The sequence below is a fragment of the Neisseria zoodegmatis genome (assembly GCF_900187305.1).
Lineage (GTDB): Bacteria > Pseudomonadota > Gammaproteobacteria > Burkholderiales > Neisseriaceae > Neisseria > Neisseria zoodegmatis.
Genome location: NZ_LT906434.1, coordinates 1,313,007 through 1,326,594 on the forward strand (window position 1 = coordinate 1,313,007; position 13,588 = coordinate 1,326,594).

A 13,588-nucleotide genomic window follows, 5' to 3' on the forward strand; every position below is an offset into this window, starting at 1 on the left:
TTAATATCGCTATATGAACCCAAACCACACTCTCAACGACGTTTACATCAACCGCATTGCCGCTTTTTTGCCCAATGAAGCAGTCGGCAATGACGATATGGAAGCCGTGCTCGGCATGGCGGGCGGGCTGCCTTCGCGCGTGCGGAAAATGATTTTGCGTTCCAACGCCATTGAAACGCGCCATTACGCCATCGACCCGGCAACGCGCGCGGCAACGCATACCAATGCCGAACTCGCGGCGGAAGCGGTGAAGCAGCTGTTTGCGCAAGGTGTCGAACCCGAAAACATCGGCAGCTTGGTGTGCGCGACTTCCTATCCCGACCAAGTGATGCCCGGTCACGGCGTGATGGTGCACGGTCTGCTGCCCGAGATTCCCGCCTGCGAAGTGCTGACCACTTCCGGCGTGTGTGTAGCGGGCATGGCGGCGATGAAACACGCTTACAACGCCGTGCGCACGGGCGAGCATAGCGATGCCGTGGCCGCCGCTTCCGAAGCCGCTTCCGCCATCATGCGCGGCGAAGTGTTCCAAAGCGAAACCGATTACAAAAAGCTGGAAAACGCCAAGCCTGAAATCGGCTTTGAAAAAGACTTTTTGCGCTGGATGCTGTCGGACGGCGCCGGTGCCGTGCATGTGAGCAACCGCCCGAACGAGGCAGGCTTGAGTTTCAAAATCCATTGGATAGAGCTGCTTTCCTACGCGAACGAAATGCCCGCCTGCATGTACGCGGGCGCAGAAATTTCAGACGGCCTCTTTCAAGGTTGGAAAGCATTCGACCAAAACTACTGCCGCCAAAACAGCCTGATGGCGGTTAAGCAGGATGTGAAGCTGCTCAATGAAAATATTATCCGCTACACCGTTGAAAAGCCTTTGGCGCAGATTGCCGCCAAACGCAAGCTGACGGCGGAAGAGATCGATTGGTTTCTGCCGCATTATTCGTCGGGCTTTTTTCGCGACAAAGTGGCGGCGGGGCTGGAAAACATCGGCTTTGCCATTCCGCAGGAAAAATGGTTTACCAACCTGCACAGCAAAGGCAACACCGGCTCGGCGTCGATTTACATTATTCTGGAAGAATTTATGCGTACTTTTCCGCTGGAAAACGGCCAGAAAATCTTGTGCTATATTCCCGAAAGCGGGCGTTTTTCCACTTGTTTCATGCTCTTGGAAGCAGTAAAGGCCGTCTGAAAATGGAAGTTGAAGATATTCCGCAAGACAACAGCAAGTCGTATCACGGCCAGCGCAAAATCATTTATGGCACGCGCAACGGCCACTACGAAGCCGCCACCAGCACCGGCTGGCAGGAAGAATCCTACGCCACCGAAATGGCGGTGTCGGAGTTGGAACAGCAAACCGAAGCGGCGCGCGAAGCTGTGGCGCAAGGCGCATATTCGCCGCTGTATTACCATATGTTCCGCTTCCGCCACGACGAAACCAGCTTAGCGATGGCGGCGGGCGTGTGGAAATGGCAGTTGCGCCGCCACTTGCGCCCCGAGGTGTTTGCCAAACTGTCGGAAAAAACCTTGCGCAAGTACGCCGATGCTTTGTGTATCAGCCTAGACGAATTGAAAAGCGCCGAGGCCGGTTCGCCCATACACAAAGCCTCAACTTAATGATCTAACGTATTGACCATGATATGCCGTCTGAAACGGCTTTCGCAAAACCCGCAAAGCTCGCTTTCAGACGGCCTCAACACCAAAACCCTATGACCGATTTCCCTCACCAACATACCGCCCATTGCGAAAGCGGCGTCATGTCCACGCTGCTGAACTACCACGGCCTGCCGCTCAACGAAGCCATGGTTTTCGGCTTGGCGCACGGGCTTTCTTTTGTGTATCTGCCGGTTGTGAAACTGGCGGGCATGCCGCTCGTGTCTTACCGCACCGTGCCGCGCAGCATCATCAAAAACACCTGCAAGGCGTTGAATCTCAAGCTGGATATCCGCAAGTTTTCGAGCGAACAGGAAGGGCAGGCCGCATTAGATGAAGCGTTGTCGCAAGGCCGTTTGGCCGGCTTGCAGACTTCCGTATTCTGGCTGCCTTACTTTCCACCGCACATGCGTTTTCATTTCAACGCGCATAATTTGTTGGTGTACGGCAAAGAGGGCGGCGACTATCTCATCAGCGACCCCGTGTTTGAAACCGTGCAGCGCTGCGCTGCCGAAGACTTGCAGCGCGCACGTTTTGCCAAAGGCGCGTTGGCGGCCAAAGGCATGATGTACACCCTGCACAACAGGCCGTCTGAAAACGCTCAGGCCGAACTGCCCGCGCTGATTCGTACTGCTATCCGCAAAAACGCCAAACACATGCTTGCCCCCGTATTTTTCGCCGGCGTGAAAGGCATACGCACCGTGGCGAAAAAAATAGAATCCCTGCCGCGCAAACAGTCTGCCAAATACCAACAGCTCTTTCTCGGCCATCTCGTACGCATGCAGGAAGAAATCGGCACAGGCGGCGCAGGCTTCCGCTACATCTACGCCTATTTTCTCGAGCAGGCCGCCGAAGTTTGCGGCGAATCCCGTTTTCAGACGGCCTCCGAGCAACTCACCGCCATCGGCGACGACTGGCGCATGTTTGCCGCCAAGTGCGTGAAGCAGTGTAAGAAGCCGTCTGAAAACGGTTGCCGCGAGATTGCCGACTTTCTGCGCGGGATTGCCGATAAGGAAGAAGCCTTGTGGCGTAGTTTGAAATCTTAACCAACAGGCCGTCTGAAAACCCGATACTTATGATTCACATCCAATCTCTTTCACACCGCTATCCCGCCGCCGATGCCGACGCATTGGCGGATGTTTCGCTTGATATTGCCGCGGGCGAATGTTGGGGTTTGCTCGGGCACAACGGCGCGGGCAAAACTACGCTGATGTCGCTGCTGGCCGGTTTGCAAGACGTGCAGCGCGGCGAGATTTTGTTTAACGGCAAACCCATCCGCCGTTTGAGCCGGGCGGAGCGGCAGAAAATCGGGCTGGTGCCGCAGGATTTTGCGTTTTATCCGCAGCTTTCGGTGTGGGACAACCTGCTGTTTTTCGCATCTCTATATAAAATGCGCGACAAAGGCCGTCTGAAAACGCTGCTGGAGCAAACCGGCCTCACCGAGCACAAAAACAAGGCGGCGAAGCATCTTTCGGGCGGCCTCAAACGCCGGTTGAATTTCGCCATCGGCCTGATTAATGCGCCCGAACTGGTGTTTTTGGACGAAATTACCGTCGGCATCGATCCGCAGTCGCGCCGTTTTATCCTCGACAGCGTGGCGGAACTGACGCGCAACGGCGTAACCGTTGTTTATACGTCCCACTATCTGCCCGAAATCGAGCAGTTGTGCAGCAAAATCGCGCTGTTGCAGCAAGGCCGTTTGGTTTATCAGGGCGCGTTGGACGAGCTATTGGCAGAGCAGGAGCAACGGGTGCGTTTTATTACCGAACCGCCGCTGCCGTCTGAAACGCTGGCATTGCTGCAAGCCGAAGCTGTTGACGGCCGCGGCATGATGGAAACCGCGCGCACGCCGGCCGAAGTGTATGAAATCTTGCAGCAGAGCGGCACGGATATCCGTTATTTCCAGCAGGGGCACGGTTCGCTGGAGGCGTTTTACCTTGATTTTCTGCGCGGAGAAGCCGCATGATTGTCGCCTCTTTAATCAAAGAACTCAAACTCTTAAGCCGCGATCTGCACGGTTTGGCCGTGCTGTTTGTGATGCCCGTGGCGTTTATGCTGATTATGTCGCTGGCTCTGAGCCGCGATGAAGATCCGCATACCGACAGCCGCATTGCTTTGGTGGGCGTAGCAGAAGATAAAGTCAACACCGCTTTTGCTGCCGCTTTGCAAAAGGAAAACATGCAGGTGAGCCTGATGCCGTCTGAAAAACTCAAAGACGCGCAGCAAGGCTTGCACGACAAGCGTTTCCAGCTGGTGCTACACAATCCCAACGCCGCTTCCGACGCGCTTGCCGACAGCCGTGCGCTGGATATTTATGTGCCGCCCGACACCGAGCCTTCTTGGCTGGCGGCGGTGAAAGGCGTTTTGCAGCAGCACTACACCGAAACGCGCCTGAATGCTTATTTCGACGGCGGCACCGGCATCACTGTGGATAACAAGCAGTTGCCGAAAAAAATCCGCGACAGCATTCAGAAAAAAGTGGATGAAAAAAACGCCGAGCAGTTTGCCGTTGTCAGCGATTTTCTGAAGCAGCCCATGCTCAAAGAACATTATCTGACCGTGCAGGGCGGTGCGGTGTCCAAACCGAACGCCGTGCAGCACAGCGTACCGGCATGGCTGATTTTCGGTATGTTTTTCATTATGATACCGCTGTCGAACGTGATGGCTTTGGAGCGCCAAACCAACACCATCACCCGCCTGCGCCTTGCCCGTGCAGGGGCGGCAGGGCTGATTGCCGCCAAACTGGTGCCGTATTTTCTGATTAACCAGTTGCAGTTTGCCGGCATGCTGCTGCTCGGCCGCTATCTGCTGCCGCAAATCGGCGTGCCTGCTTTGATGTTAAACGGCAGCCTGTGGCCTTATGTTTTGCTGTCGGCGGCGGTGAGCGCGGCGGCTTTGGGTTATGCGCTGCTGGTGAGCGTGGTGGCTAAGTCCACCGAACACGCGGTGGTGTTGGGCGGCGGCGGCGTGATTCTGATGGCGGCCATCGGCGGCATTATGGTGCCCGCCCATGTGATGCCCGAAGCCATGCAGCAGGCCGCTTGGGTGTCGCCGATGTCGTGGGGGCTGAAAGCCTTTCAAGAATTGCTGCTCAACCGCAGCGGTTTGGACGGCATCACGCTTTATCTGCAATTATTGGCCGCTTTTGCAGCCGTTACGCTTGTGCTGGCGGTGTTGCTGTACAGGCAGCAGCTGCAAACGCAAGTGCGGTTTTAACCGAACGAGGCCGTCTGAAACCGAGCCGTGCGAGAGTTTCGCAAAAAACGTTTCAGACGGCCTGAAACACATACCGAATACCGAAAGAACACCATGTCTTACACCTTTACCCTGGCACCGGGCGCGCTCGAAACCGAGTTGAAAAAACTGATACTGCAAGAATCCGACAAAGCCGACAGCATTGATTTGGCCGATTTTGCCGACGATGCCGTGCTGTTCGGCGGGCAGAGCAATGTTGATTTGGATTCGCTCGACGCGCTGCAAATTACCGTCGCTTTGCAACAGCATTTCCAAGTGCGCTTGCAAGGCGACCGCATAGTGCGCAAACACATGATGACCGTGCGCGATTTGGCGGCCTTCGTGCGCGCGGAGCACGGCGCATGATGTATGTGTGCGGGCAGGCGGCTACTTCCGCACAGCAACCGCAAGCCGGATGCAGCGCCAACCAACCCGCAACGGTTGGTTTTACCTTTTTGCAGCAAGCGCAGCAGGCCAAGTATTTCCGCGCATTTTCCAACGATAGCCTGAGCCGCGCCGAAATGGTGGCATTGGCCGAACAGCATTTGCGCCAAGCCGCCGAACGGGCAGGGTGGCCGTCTGAAAGTTGGCACGAAATGCCCGTGTTTATCGGCTCGAGTTCTTATTTGATGTCAGAATACGAAAACCGCCATCCCGACCAAAACGGGTACGATGAAGACACATATTCCCTGCTTCTTCTCGCCCGTGACCTGAAAAAACGCAGCGGCAATCCCAACATTTTCAGCTTCGCCACCGCCTGCACATCATCTACCCATGCTTTGATTCAAGCCGACAACTGGCTGCGCAGCGACTTGCATCCGCGCGCGTTTGTGCTCGGGCTGGAAAGCCTCAACCGCCTGACGCTGCTGCATTTTCACAGCTTGGGCTTGTTTACCGACGATTACCGGCCTTTCGGCGGCAACGGCCTGATGTTGGGCGAAGGCATTGCTGCGTTGGCGTGTTCGTCTGCACCCCAAAACGCTTCGGCTTTGCGCTTGGTTGCACATGCCGCCAACACAGCCACCGCCAGCGCCGTCCAAAGCGACAGCCTTGCCCAAGCCGACGTGATCCGCCGCGCTTTAGCTGCCGCACAGATTTCTCCCGAACACATCTGCGCGGTGAAAACGCACGGCATCGGCACGCAAGACAGCGATGCCGCCGAGCTTCAAGCCTTGCAGCAAGTGTTCGGCACATTGCCGCCGCTGTTGGTGTTTAAACCGCGCATCGGCCACACCCTCGGCGCCAGCACGGCATTGGAAACTGCGCTGCTGGCCGAAGCCTTGCAGCAAGGCGGCGGGCAAGACCTTAACGGCAATCCCGTCGCTTTTTCAGACGGCCATTATTTAAGTAACCACTTCGGTTTCGGCGGCAGCAACACCGCGATGGTATGGCAATGGACAAAATAAATCCCCCCGTAAACATCACCGCTGCCGTGCGTTTCGACACCGAAGCGACGGTCGCGGTCAAAACACTCAAACAGCAGCTGCAAGCGCAAACCGGCATCGATGCCCGCCGCCTCAGCCGCCTTAGCCTGATTGCCGCGCTCGGCGGCAGCCTGCTGCTCGAACGGGCGGAAATCAAACCTGATTGCGCCGTTTATGCGGCCACACCGTTTTTTTCGCCGTCGCTGTTTGAGAAAATGGCCGACAACGTGCTCAACCATCATGTGGCCATGCCGTTTGATTTTATCGCCAATCTGCACAACGCCCCCGCATTCCACACCGCGCAGGCGCTCGGCAGCAGCGGCGCATCGCTGGTGATTGCCGCCGACAACCGCCCCGAGTCATGGTGCCAAATCGTGCAACTTGCCGCCAACAGCCTGAATGTCGGGCAGCAGATTGCCGTCGGCTGGTGCTTCGAGCAGCCGCCGCAATCGGAGCAGCTTCAGGAAGGCAGCATTTGGATATTGCTGGAGCGCGGAGGGCAAAACGGTGCGGAGCTGACGCTTGGCGTTTCAGACGGCATCAGCAGGCCGTCTGAAAACTGCTATTATTGGCAGGGTGTTGCCGATTGGTTAAACCGTTTGAACGTACTTTAGACGATTTGCCGCCCCATAAAATATTCATTTCCACAGCCATAAGGAGTTTCCATGCTCGCTTCAATCCGACGCACTTACACCGCGCTGATGGTTTTACTGCTCGGTTTTCTGCTGTACAGCTTCGCCGCAACGTCTTGGCTGCAAACCGATTTGACCGCGCTGCTGCCGCAGGAAGAGCAGCCCGACGCGCTGTTGCTGGCGGCGGATGCGGCCAACGAAAAGCAGCTTAATTCGCAAGTGGTGATGTTGGCCGGAAGCAGCGATGCGGAAACAGCGTTTCAGACGGCCTCGGATATTGCCGGGCAGTGGCGGCAAAGCGGCGTGTTTGCCGAAGTGGACAGCAGCATCACGCCCGATTTGGCGCAGGTGCGTGCGGATATCCAAAAGGTGGGGCTGGCGGTGATGCCGTCTGAACAGCAGCGCTTGCTGTTTGAACAGCCCAAACACTATTTTCAGGCGCGTGCAGAGGCGGCGGTAAACCCCTTTGCCGCGCCTTCTCCTTTATCGCTGGAGCAAGATTGGCTGGGCTTCGGCCGTTTTGTAACCGAACGCGCCCGCCCGCAGAGCCGTTTGCAGTGGAATGCCGACAACGGCATGCTGTTTACCGAAGACGAACAGGGAAAAACGTGGGTGGTGCTGCGCGGCAGATTGCCCGATGCCAATCATGTAGCCAACGCCAGCGAAGGATTGCTGCCGCTGCTGGAAACAAGCCGAAAGCTGGCAGCGGAGCGCAAGGTCGATACCTTAAGCGCGGGCGGTGCGGTGTTTGCTGCTGCTGCCAAAGCGCAAGCCCAGCGTGAAAGTAAACTGATGAGCGCTGCCGGTTTGCTGCTCACTTTTGCGCTGCTGCTGTGGGTGTTCCGCAGTGCGCGCGTGTTTTGGCTGACGGTGCCGCTGGCGGCAGGCATGTTGACGGGGCTGGCGGCGGCGCTGCTGGTGTTCGGCGAAGTGCATATCCTCACGATTGTGATCGGCACGAGCTTGGTGGGGATGCTGGTCGATTTCCCGCTGCATTGGCTGGCGCCGTCGGTGTTCCGCCGTTCGGAAAGCGAATACCACGCGCTTTCAGACGGCCCGTGGCAGCCCGCTTCCGCCATGCGCCATGTGATGCCGACTTTTGCGGTAAGCCTGTTTATCACGGTAACAGGCTATGCGTTTTTATGGTTCACGCCGCTGCCGGTGTTGCGGCAAACCGCGGTGTTTTCTGGCTTTGCACTGCTGGGCGCGTTTGGCGCAACCGTGTTGTGGCTGCCCGTTTTGTTTGCACGTTATCCTGTGAAAGACGTTCCCTTTGCCGGCTGGGTGGAAAAGCTGGGCGAGGTGTCGGCACGCATCAAAAAACGCCTGCACCGCCGCGGTTGGTGGATTGTGGGCGGTATTTTTCTTGCGGCAGGATTGTGGCGTAGCGACTGGCGCGACGATATCCGCCAATGGGTCAACATGCCGTCTGAAATGCTGGCCGAAGCGCGGCAAATCGGCGTGTTGTCCGGCACCGATTTCAGCGGTCAATATTTGGTGGTCGAAGCCGAAAGTGAAGATGCGCTTTTACAGAAAAACGTCGAAGTCCGTCGCGCATTGCAGCCGCTTATTGCACAGCAAAAATTGGGTGGCGTGCAGTCGCTCGACCAATGGCTGCTGCCCGTGACCGAACAGCAAAAACTGCAAAACCGTTTGCGCGAATTAGCCAGATTGCCCGATGCGTGGCAGGCCATGCACGACATCGGCGTGCCGCGAAACACCATGCGCCAAGCCTTAAATCAAGCTGCGCAAACGCCCGCACTCACGCTTTCAGACGGCCTCAAACCCGAGCTGGCGGAAGCTTGGCGGCCTTTGTATCTCGGAGAAGCGGAGCAAGGGCGGTTTGCGTCGGTTATCCGTTTAAACGGCTTGGCCGACCCGGCTGCAGTTCAGACGGCCACACAAGGCATGAAGGGCGTGCATTGGGCGGACAAACGCGCGCACTTAAACGAATTGTTTCACGCCACCCGCAATCAGGCGGCTTGGCTGAAACTCGCTTCTTACACGCTGGCGTGGCTGTTGCTGTGGCGCATGTTCGGCACTAAGCGCGGCATCAAGATTCTCGCCGTACCTTTGGCGGCGGCGGTCGGCTCGGTAGCCGTGTTGGGCTGGTTGGGCGTACCGGTAAGCCTGTTTGCCATGTTCGGTTTGCTGCTGGTTTCCGCCATCGGTGTCGATTACGCCGTTTATGCCGTTGCCGCCAAACATTCCGCGCCCGCACGCTTGGGCGGCATGCTTTTGGCTGCGCTCACCACCGGTATTTCCTTTGTTTTGCTCGGCATGAGCGGCACGCCCGCTGTCGCCGCTTTCGGATTAACCGTGGCCGTGGGAGTGGTGTTGAACCTGTGGCTGTCGGCGTGGCTGCTGGAAGAACACAAAGTCAGCTGAATTTTCATGCGTTTGAAATGTAAACACGCCCGCATGGCTTGAAAGTTTGGCAAAAAGAACCATCTTAAATAAAGAGGCCGTCTGAAAATATTTCCCTGTGTTTCAACTCGTATGAAAGACAGAATGCAATATGCCTTTGTAAGTGAAAAAATTTTCAGACGGCCTGAATTAAACAAACCATCTTTCATTCTTAACATAAGTTCCAAAAACATACCGTTTTCAAAAACCAATCGGTATGCAAAACGAATTGTAAAGACCGTTGTTGCCATTGCAAAAAAGCGCAAAAGCATAGAAGCAAGTGCTATAACGGATTAGATTTGCATGTTAAGATTCATCCATTGAGGCTGCATAATCTGCAAAAGCGCAGCCACCCACTATAACCGTATAAAGGACCAACCATGAGTCGCGTATTATTGGTAGATGATGATGCTCTGTTAACCGAGCTGTTAACCGAATACCTAACGGCAGAGGGTTTAAATGTACACAGCGTGCCCGACGGCGAAGCCGGCGTGCAGGAAATCTTATCCGGCCAGTACGATGTAGTCGTATTGGATTCGATGATGCCGAAAATGAACGGCTTGGATGTATTGAAAAACGTGCGCAACCAAAGCACCGTGCCGATTATCATGCTCACCGCCAAAGGCGACGATATCGACCGCATTATCGGTTTGGAAATGGGCGCCGACGACTATGTGCCGAAGCCTTGCACGCCACGCGAGTTGCTGGCCCGTATCAATGCCATTCTGCGCCGTGCCCAGCAATCCGGCGAGCAAAGCGCCAGCCCCAACAGCATTTCGGTGAGCGATGTGGTGCTGTATCCGGCCAAACGCCAAGCTACCATCAAAGACGTGCCTTTGGAGCTGACCAGCACTGAGTTCAACTTATTGGAAGTGCTGATGCGTCATGCCGGTCAGGTAGTGAGCAAAGAAACCTTGTCGGTAGAAGCGCTCGACCGCAAACTTGCCAAATTCGACCGCAGTATCGACGTGCATATTTCCAGCATCCGTCACAAATTGGGCGATGCTTCTCTGATTCAGACTGTACGCGGTTTGGGTTATTTGTTTGTGAAAAACTGATGAAAAGATAAAACAGCTAAATGAAACTGTTTCAACGTATATTCGCCACGTTTTGCGCAGTGATTATCTGCGCAATATTCGTGGCGAGTTTTTCTTTCTGGTTGGTGCAAAATACCATTGCTGAAAACCAGTTCCAGCAGCGGCGCACGATAGAAACCACGCTGATGAACAGCATTGTTTCTGCATTCAGAGCGAGGGGCGAGCAGGGTGCCAATGAAATTCTGACCGAATGGAAAGACAATCCGGTTGCGCATAATGTGCTTGTGATTACGGGTGACGACGAACAGGATATTTTGGAGCGTCCGATTGACTCGGAAATGATAGCCAATGCGCGCAAATTTGCCATATCGAACCCCAATTCGGATCTCGCCCGCATAGAGTATGACCGCTGGGGCGAGGAATACCTGTTTTTCATCCGCAATTGGGACAATCAGCAAGTTCAGCGTTTACCCAGCCCGCTGTTTATCCCCGGATTGGAGCTTGCCCCGATTTGGCACGAATTTATCATCTTGTCGTTTATTATTTTGGTCGGTTTGCTGTTGGCTTATATCCTGACCAACAACATTACCAAACCCATCCGCATTCTCGGTTTCGGTATGAACCGCTTGGCTTCGGGCGATTTGGATACCCGCATTTCCCAGCAGATGGATGATCGTGATGATGAATTGTCGCAACTAGCGGTATTGTTCGACAAAATGGCGGTGCAGTTGGAGCAGCTTGTAGCGAAAGAGCGCCACTTGTTGCATCACGTTTCGCATGAGATGCGTTCCCCGTTGGCGCGGATGCAGGCGATTGTGGGGCTGATTCAATCGCAGCCGCAAAAGCAGGAACAATACCTCAAACGTCTCGAAGGCGAGCTGACCCGCATGGATACGCTGGTGGGCGAATTGCTGACCTTATCGCGTTTGGAAACGTCTAACATGCCTTTAGAAAAAGACAATTTGGCGATGTTGCCGTTTTTCAAACAATTGGTTGAAGACAGCCAGGCCGTTGCACTGCAAAACCATCAAACTGTGAGCTTGGAGGTGGAAAAAGTTACCGACAGCGCAGTTATTATGGCTAACGAAGGCTTCCTCTACCGTGCTTTCGACAATGTGATACGCAATGCCATGGCATACAGCCCTGAAGGCAGCACGATTAAAGTCAGATTGTGCCAAGATTCGAAAAACTGGGTGATTGATGTGATTGACAACGGCCCCGGTGTCGATGAAATGCAACTGCCACATATTTTCACAGCCTTTTATCGGGCAGACAGCAGCGCCAGCAAGCCGGGCACGGGTTTGGGTTTGGCAATTGCCAAGCATATTGTGAATCAGCACAACGGTAAGATTATTGCGGAAAACATCAAGCCAAACGGTTTGAAAATGCGCTTTATTTTGCCTAAGAAGAGCAATGGCTAACAAAAAAACGGAGCTTTGAAGCTCCGTTTTTTTATGTCTTTTCAGACGGCCTTTCGCATGGATTTACAGATGCATTTCGATATTGTCGATCAGGCGTGTAGAGCCTAAGCGCGCGGCGGCCAAAACCACCAGATTTTTATCGCCGGCATGGGCGACTTCAAGGCTGCTGGCATGGCGGACTTCAACATAGTCGACCGACCAGCCCGCATCGATTAAACGCTGTATAGCGGCGTTTTCCAATTCGGCATAGGCCAAATTGCCGTTGTGCACGGCTTCGGCAATGGTGCACAGCTCGCGGTAGAGGCGCGGTGCTTCGGCGCGCTCTTGTTCGTTCAGGTACTGGTTGCGGCTGGAGAGGGCGAGGCCGTCTGAAGCGCGGCCGGTATCGACGGGCACGATTTCCACGTTGATGTTCAAGTCTTCAACCAGCCCTTTGATGATGGCAAGCTGCTGGTAGTCTTTTTTGCCGAAGCAGGCCGCATCAGGTTCGACGATGTTGAAGAGCTTGCAGACAACGGTAGCCACGCCGCGGAAATGGCCGGGGCGGAATTTGCCGCACAACTCGTTTTGCAGGTGGGGCGGCTCGACGTTGTAGCGTTGTTCCACGTTCGGATACAGCTCTTTTTCATCGGGAGCGAAAACAACCGCCACGCCTTCGTTTTTCAGTTTGTCGGCATCTTGCTGCAAAGTGCGCGGATATTTGTCGAAGTCCTCGCCTTGGCCGAATTGTAGACGGTTGACGAAGATGCTGACCACGACATGATCGGCACGCTTACGAGCTTCGCGCACCAAAGCCAGATGGCCTTCGTGAAGGTTGCCCATGGTAGGCACAAACGCCACACGGCCTGCGGTTTTGCGCCATTCGCGTAATTCTTTGATGGTATGGATGATTTTCATGGAGGATTGGTCCTTCAACTGAATAAGGCCGTCTGAAAAGCAAGGTTTCAGACGGCCTGTTCACATTATGAAAAAGTATGTTCGGCGGCAGGGAAGGTTTTGTTTTTGACTGCGGCAACATAAGCGGCTACGGCAGCCTGTATGCTGGTTTGGCCTTCCATAAAGTTTTTGACGAATTTGGCGGTTTTGCCGGGGAATACGCCCAGCATGTCGTGCATCACCAATACTTGCCCGTCGCAATCCACGCCCGCGCCGATGCCGATGGTGGGGCTGCTCACGGTTTCGGTAACTTGTTTGCCGAGGGCGGCGGGTACGCATTCCATCAAGATAATAGCGGCACCGGCTTCGTCGTGCGCTTTGGCATCGTTCAGCAACGCTTGCGCTTTGTCGCCTTTGCCTTGCACTTTATAGCCACCGAAAGCATGCACCGATTGCGGCGTGAGGCCGATATGGGCGCAAACGGGAATGCCGCGCAGTTGTAGGAATTCGGTGGTTTCCGCCATCCATACGCCGCCTTCCAGCTTGACCATGTGTGCGCCGGCGGCCATCAGTTCGGCAGCGGTGGCAAACGCCTGCTCTTTGCTTTGCTGGTATGCGCCGAAGGGCAGGTCGCTCACGATCATGGCGTTTTGGGTGCCGCGGGCGACGGCTGCGGTGTGATAGCACATATCGCGCAGGGAAACGGGCAGGGTGGAAGCTTGCCCCTGTACGGTCATGCCGAGCGAATCGCCTACCAGCAAAATATCCACGCCGGCATTGTCCATTAAGGCGGCAAAGCTGGCTTCGTAGGCGGTGAGCATGGCGATTTTTTCGCCTTCTGCTTTCATTTTTTGCAGAGTGTTGACTGTGATCATCACAATATTCCGATTCTTTTCAGACGGCCTTAAGTTTAA

General features: G+C 55.1%; 13 protein-coding genes. 11 read left to right on the top strand and 2 right to left on the bottom strand.

Annotated features, from left to right (window positions below; all coding sequences use genetic code 11):
* Positions 1 to 13: 13 nt before the first annotated feature.
* The 11 genes from CKV66_RS06155 to CKV66_RS06205 all read left to right on the top strand — a co-directional run bounded on the left by CKV66_RS06155 (position 14) and on the right by CKV66_RS06205 (position 11,798).
* Complete coding sequence (locus CKV66_RS06155) at positions 14 to 1,183, top strand: beta-ketoacyl-ACP synthase III (protein ID WP_085363258.1); 1,170 nt, start codon at positions 14 to 16, stop codon at positions 1,181 to 1,183.
* 2 nt (positions 1,184 to 1,185) lie between these two features.
* Positions 1,186 to 1,608 (top strand): hypothetical protein, encoded by a 423-nt coding sequence (locus CKV66_RS06160; protein ID WP_085363259.1) that lies wholly within the window; start codon positions 1,186 to 1,188, stop codon positions 1,606 to 1,608.
* Positions 1,609 to 1,700: 92 nt separating this feature from the next.
* Positions 1,701 to 2,690: a BtrH N-terminal domain-containing protein gene (locus tag CKV66_RS06165; protein WP_085363260.1), complete on the top strand. Its 990-nt coding sequence runs from the start codon at positions 1,701 to 1,703 to the stop codon at positions 2,688 to 2,690.
* Positions 2,691 to 2,719: 29 nt separating this feature from the next.
* Positions 2,720 to 3,610: an ABC transporter ATP-binding protein gene (locus CKV66_RS06170; protein ID WP_085363261.1), complete on the top strand. Its 891-nt coding sequence runs from the start codon at positions 2,720 to 2,722 to the stop codon at positions 3,608 to 3,610.
* Entirely contained in the window at positions 3,607 to 4,860 is a 1,254-nt protein-coding gene (locus CKV66_RS06175; RefSeq protein WP_085363262.1) for an ABC transporter permease, read from the top strand. Before CKV66_RS06170 ends, CKV66_RS06175 begins: the two co-directional genes overlap by 4 nt.
* Before the next feature lie 93 nt (positions 4,861 to 4,953).
* Positions 4,954 to 5,244: an acyl carrier protein gene (locus CKV66_RS06180; protein WP_085363263.1), complete on the top strand. Its 291-nt coding sequence runs from the start codon at positions 4,954 to 4,956 to the stop codon at positions 5,242 to 5,244.
* On the top strand, positions 5,241 to 6,284 hold the full coding sequence (locus CKV66_RS06185; RefSeq protein ID WP_085363264.1) for a beta-ketoacyl synthase N-terminal-like domain-containing protein: 1,044 nt from the start codon (positions 5,241 to 5,243) through the stop codon (positions 6,282 to 6,284). The genes CKV66_RS06180 and CKV66_RS06185 overlap by 4 nt, the downstream gene beginning before the upstream one ends.
* Positions 6,272 to 6,916, top strand: coding sequence for a hypothetical protein (locus CKV66_RS06190; RefSeq protein WP_331716133.1), 645 nt, complete (start codon positions 6,272 to 6,274; stop codon positions 6,914 to 6,916). The genes CKV66_RS06185 and CKV66_RS06190 overlap by 13 nt, the downstream gene beginning before the upstream one ends.
* Positions 6,917 to 6,967: 51 nt before the next feature.
* The gene (locus CKV66_RS06195; protein WP_085363266.1) at positions 6,968 to 9,322 is read left to right on the top strand and encodes an MMPL family transporter; all 2,355 of its coding nucleotides are present in this window, start codon (positions 6,968 to 6,970) and stop codon (positions 9,320 to 9,322) included.
* Positions 9,323 to 9,720: 398 nt separating this feature from the next.
* Positions 9,721 to 10,398 (top strand): two-component system response regulator MisR, encoded by a 678-nt coding sequence (gene misR, locus CKV66_RS06200; RefSeq protein WP_085363268.1) that lies wholly within the window; start codon positions 9,721 to 9,723, stop codon positions 10,396 to 10,398.
* 20 nt (positions 10,399 to 10,418) lie between these two features.
* On the top strand, positions 10,419 to 11,798 hold the full coding sequence (locus tag CKV66_RS06205) for a sensor histidine kinase (RefSeq protein WP_085363269.1): 1,380 nt from the start codon (positions 10,419 to 10,421) through the stop codon (positions 11,796 to 11,798).
* A gap of 63 nt (positions 11,799 to 11,861) precedes the next feature.
* Here the strand turns inward: CKV66_RS06205 and panC are convergent, their stop codons facing one another.
* Positions 11,862 to 12,695 (bottom strand): pantoate--beta-alanine ligase, encoded by an 834-nt coding sequence (gene panC, locus CKV66_RS06210; RefSeq protein WP_085363270.1) that lies wholly within the window; start codon positions 12,693 to 12,695, stop codon positions 11,862 to 11,864.
* A gap of 65 nt (positions 12,696 to 12,760) precedes the next feature.
* A complete protein-coding gene (gene panB, locus CKV66_RS06215; RefSeq protein ID WP_085363271.1) occupies positions 12,761 to 13,549 on the bottom strand; it encodes a 3-methyl-2-oxobutanoate hydroxymethyltransferase in 789 nt (262 codons plus the stop codon).
* Between the last annotated feature and the right edge of the window lie 39 nt (positions 13,550 to 13,588).

Excerpts from the sequence above, each read along its gene's own strand:
- misR (WP_085363268.1), top strand. The coding sequence starts at position 9,721 with ATGAGTCGCGTATTATTGGTAGATGATGATGCTCTGTTAACCGAGCTG.
- CKV66_RS06205 (WP_085363269.1), top strand. The coding sequence starts at position 10,419 with ATGAAACTGTTTCAACGTATATTCGCCACGTTTTGCGCAGTGATTATC.
- CKV66_RS06195 (WP_085363266.1), top strand. The coding sequence starts at position 6,968 with ATGCTCGCTTCAATCCGACGCACTTACACCGCGCTGATGGTTTTACTG.
- CKV66_RS06190 (WP_331716133.1), top strand. The coding sequence starts at position 6,272 with ATGGACAAAATAAATCCCCCCGTAAACATCACCGCTGCCGTGCGTTTC.
- CKV66_RS06180 (WP_085363263.1), top strand. The coding sequence starts at position 4,954 with ATGTCTTACACCTTTACCCTGGCACCGGGCGCGCTCGAAACCGAGTTG.
- CKV66_RS06155 (WP_085363258.1), top strand. The coding sequence starts at position 14 with ATGAACCCAAACCACACTCTCAACGACGTTTACATCAACCGCATTGCC.
- CKV66_RS06165 (WP_085363260.1), top strand. The coding sequence starts at position 1,701 with ATGACCGATTTCCCTCACCAACATACCGCCCATTGCGAAAGCGGCGTC.
- panC (WP_085363270.1), bottom strand. The coding sequence starts at position 12,695 with ATGAAAATCATCCATACCATCAAAGAATTACGCGAATGGCGCAAAACC.
- panB (WP_085363271.1), bottom strand. The coding sequence starts at position 13,549 with ATGATCACAGTCAACACTCTGCAAAAAATGAAAGCAGAAGGCGAAAAA.
- CKV66_RS06170 (WP_085363261.1), top strand. The coding sequence starts at position 2,720 with ATGATTCACATCCAATCTCTTTCACACCGCTATCCCGCCGCCGATGCC.
- CKV66_RS06160 (WP_085363259.1), top strand. The coding sequence starts at position 1,186 with ATGGAAGTTGAAGATATTCCGCAAGACAACAGCAAGTCGTATCACGGC.
- CKV66_RS06185 (WP_085363264.1), top strand. The coding sequence starts at position 5,241 with ATGATGTATGTGTGCGGGCAGGCGGCTACTTCCGCACAGCAACCGCAA.
- CKV66_RS06175 (WP_085363262.1), top strand. The coding sequence starts at position 3,607 with ATGATTGTCGCCTCTTTAATCAAAGAACTCAAACTCTTAAGCCGCGAT.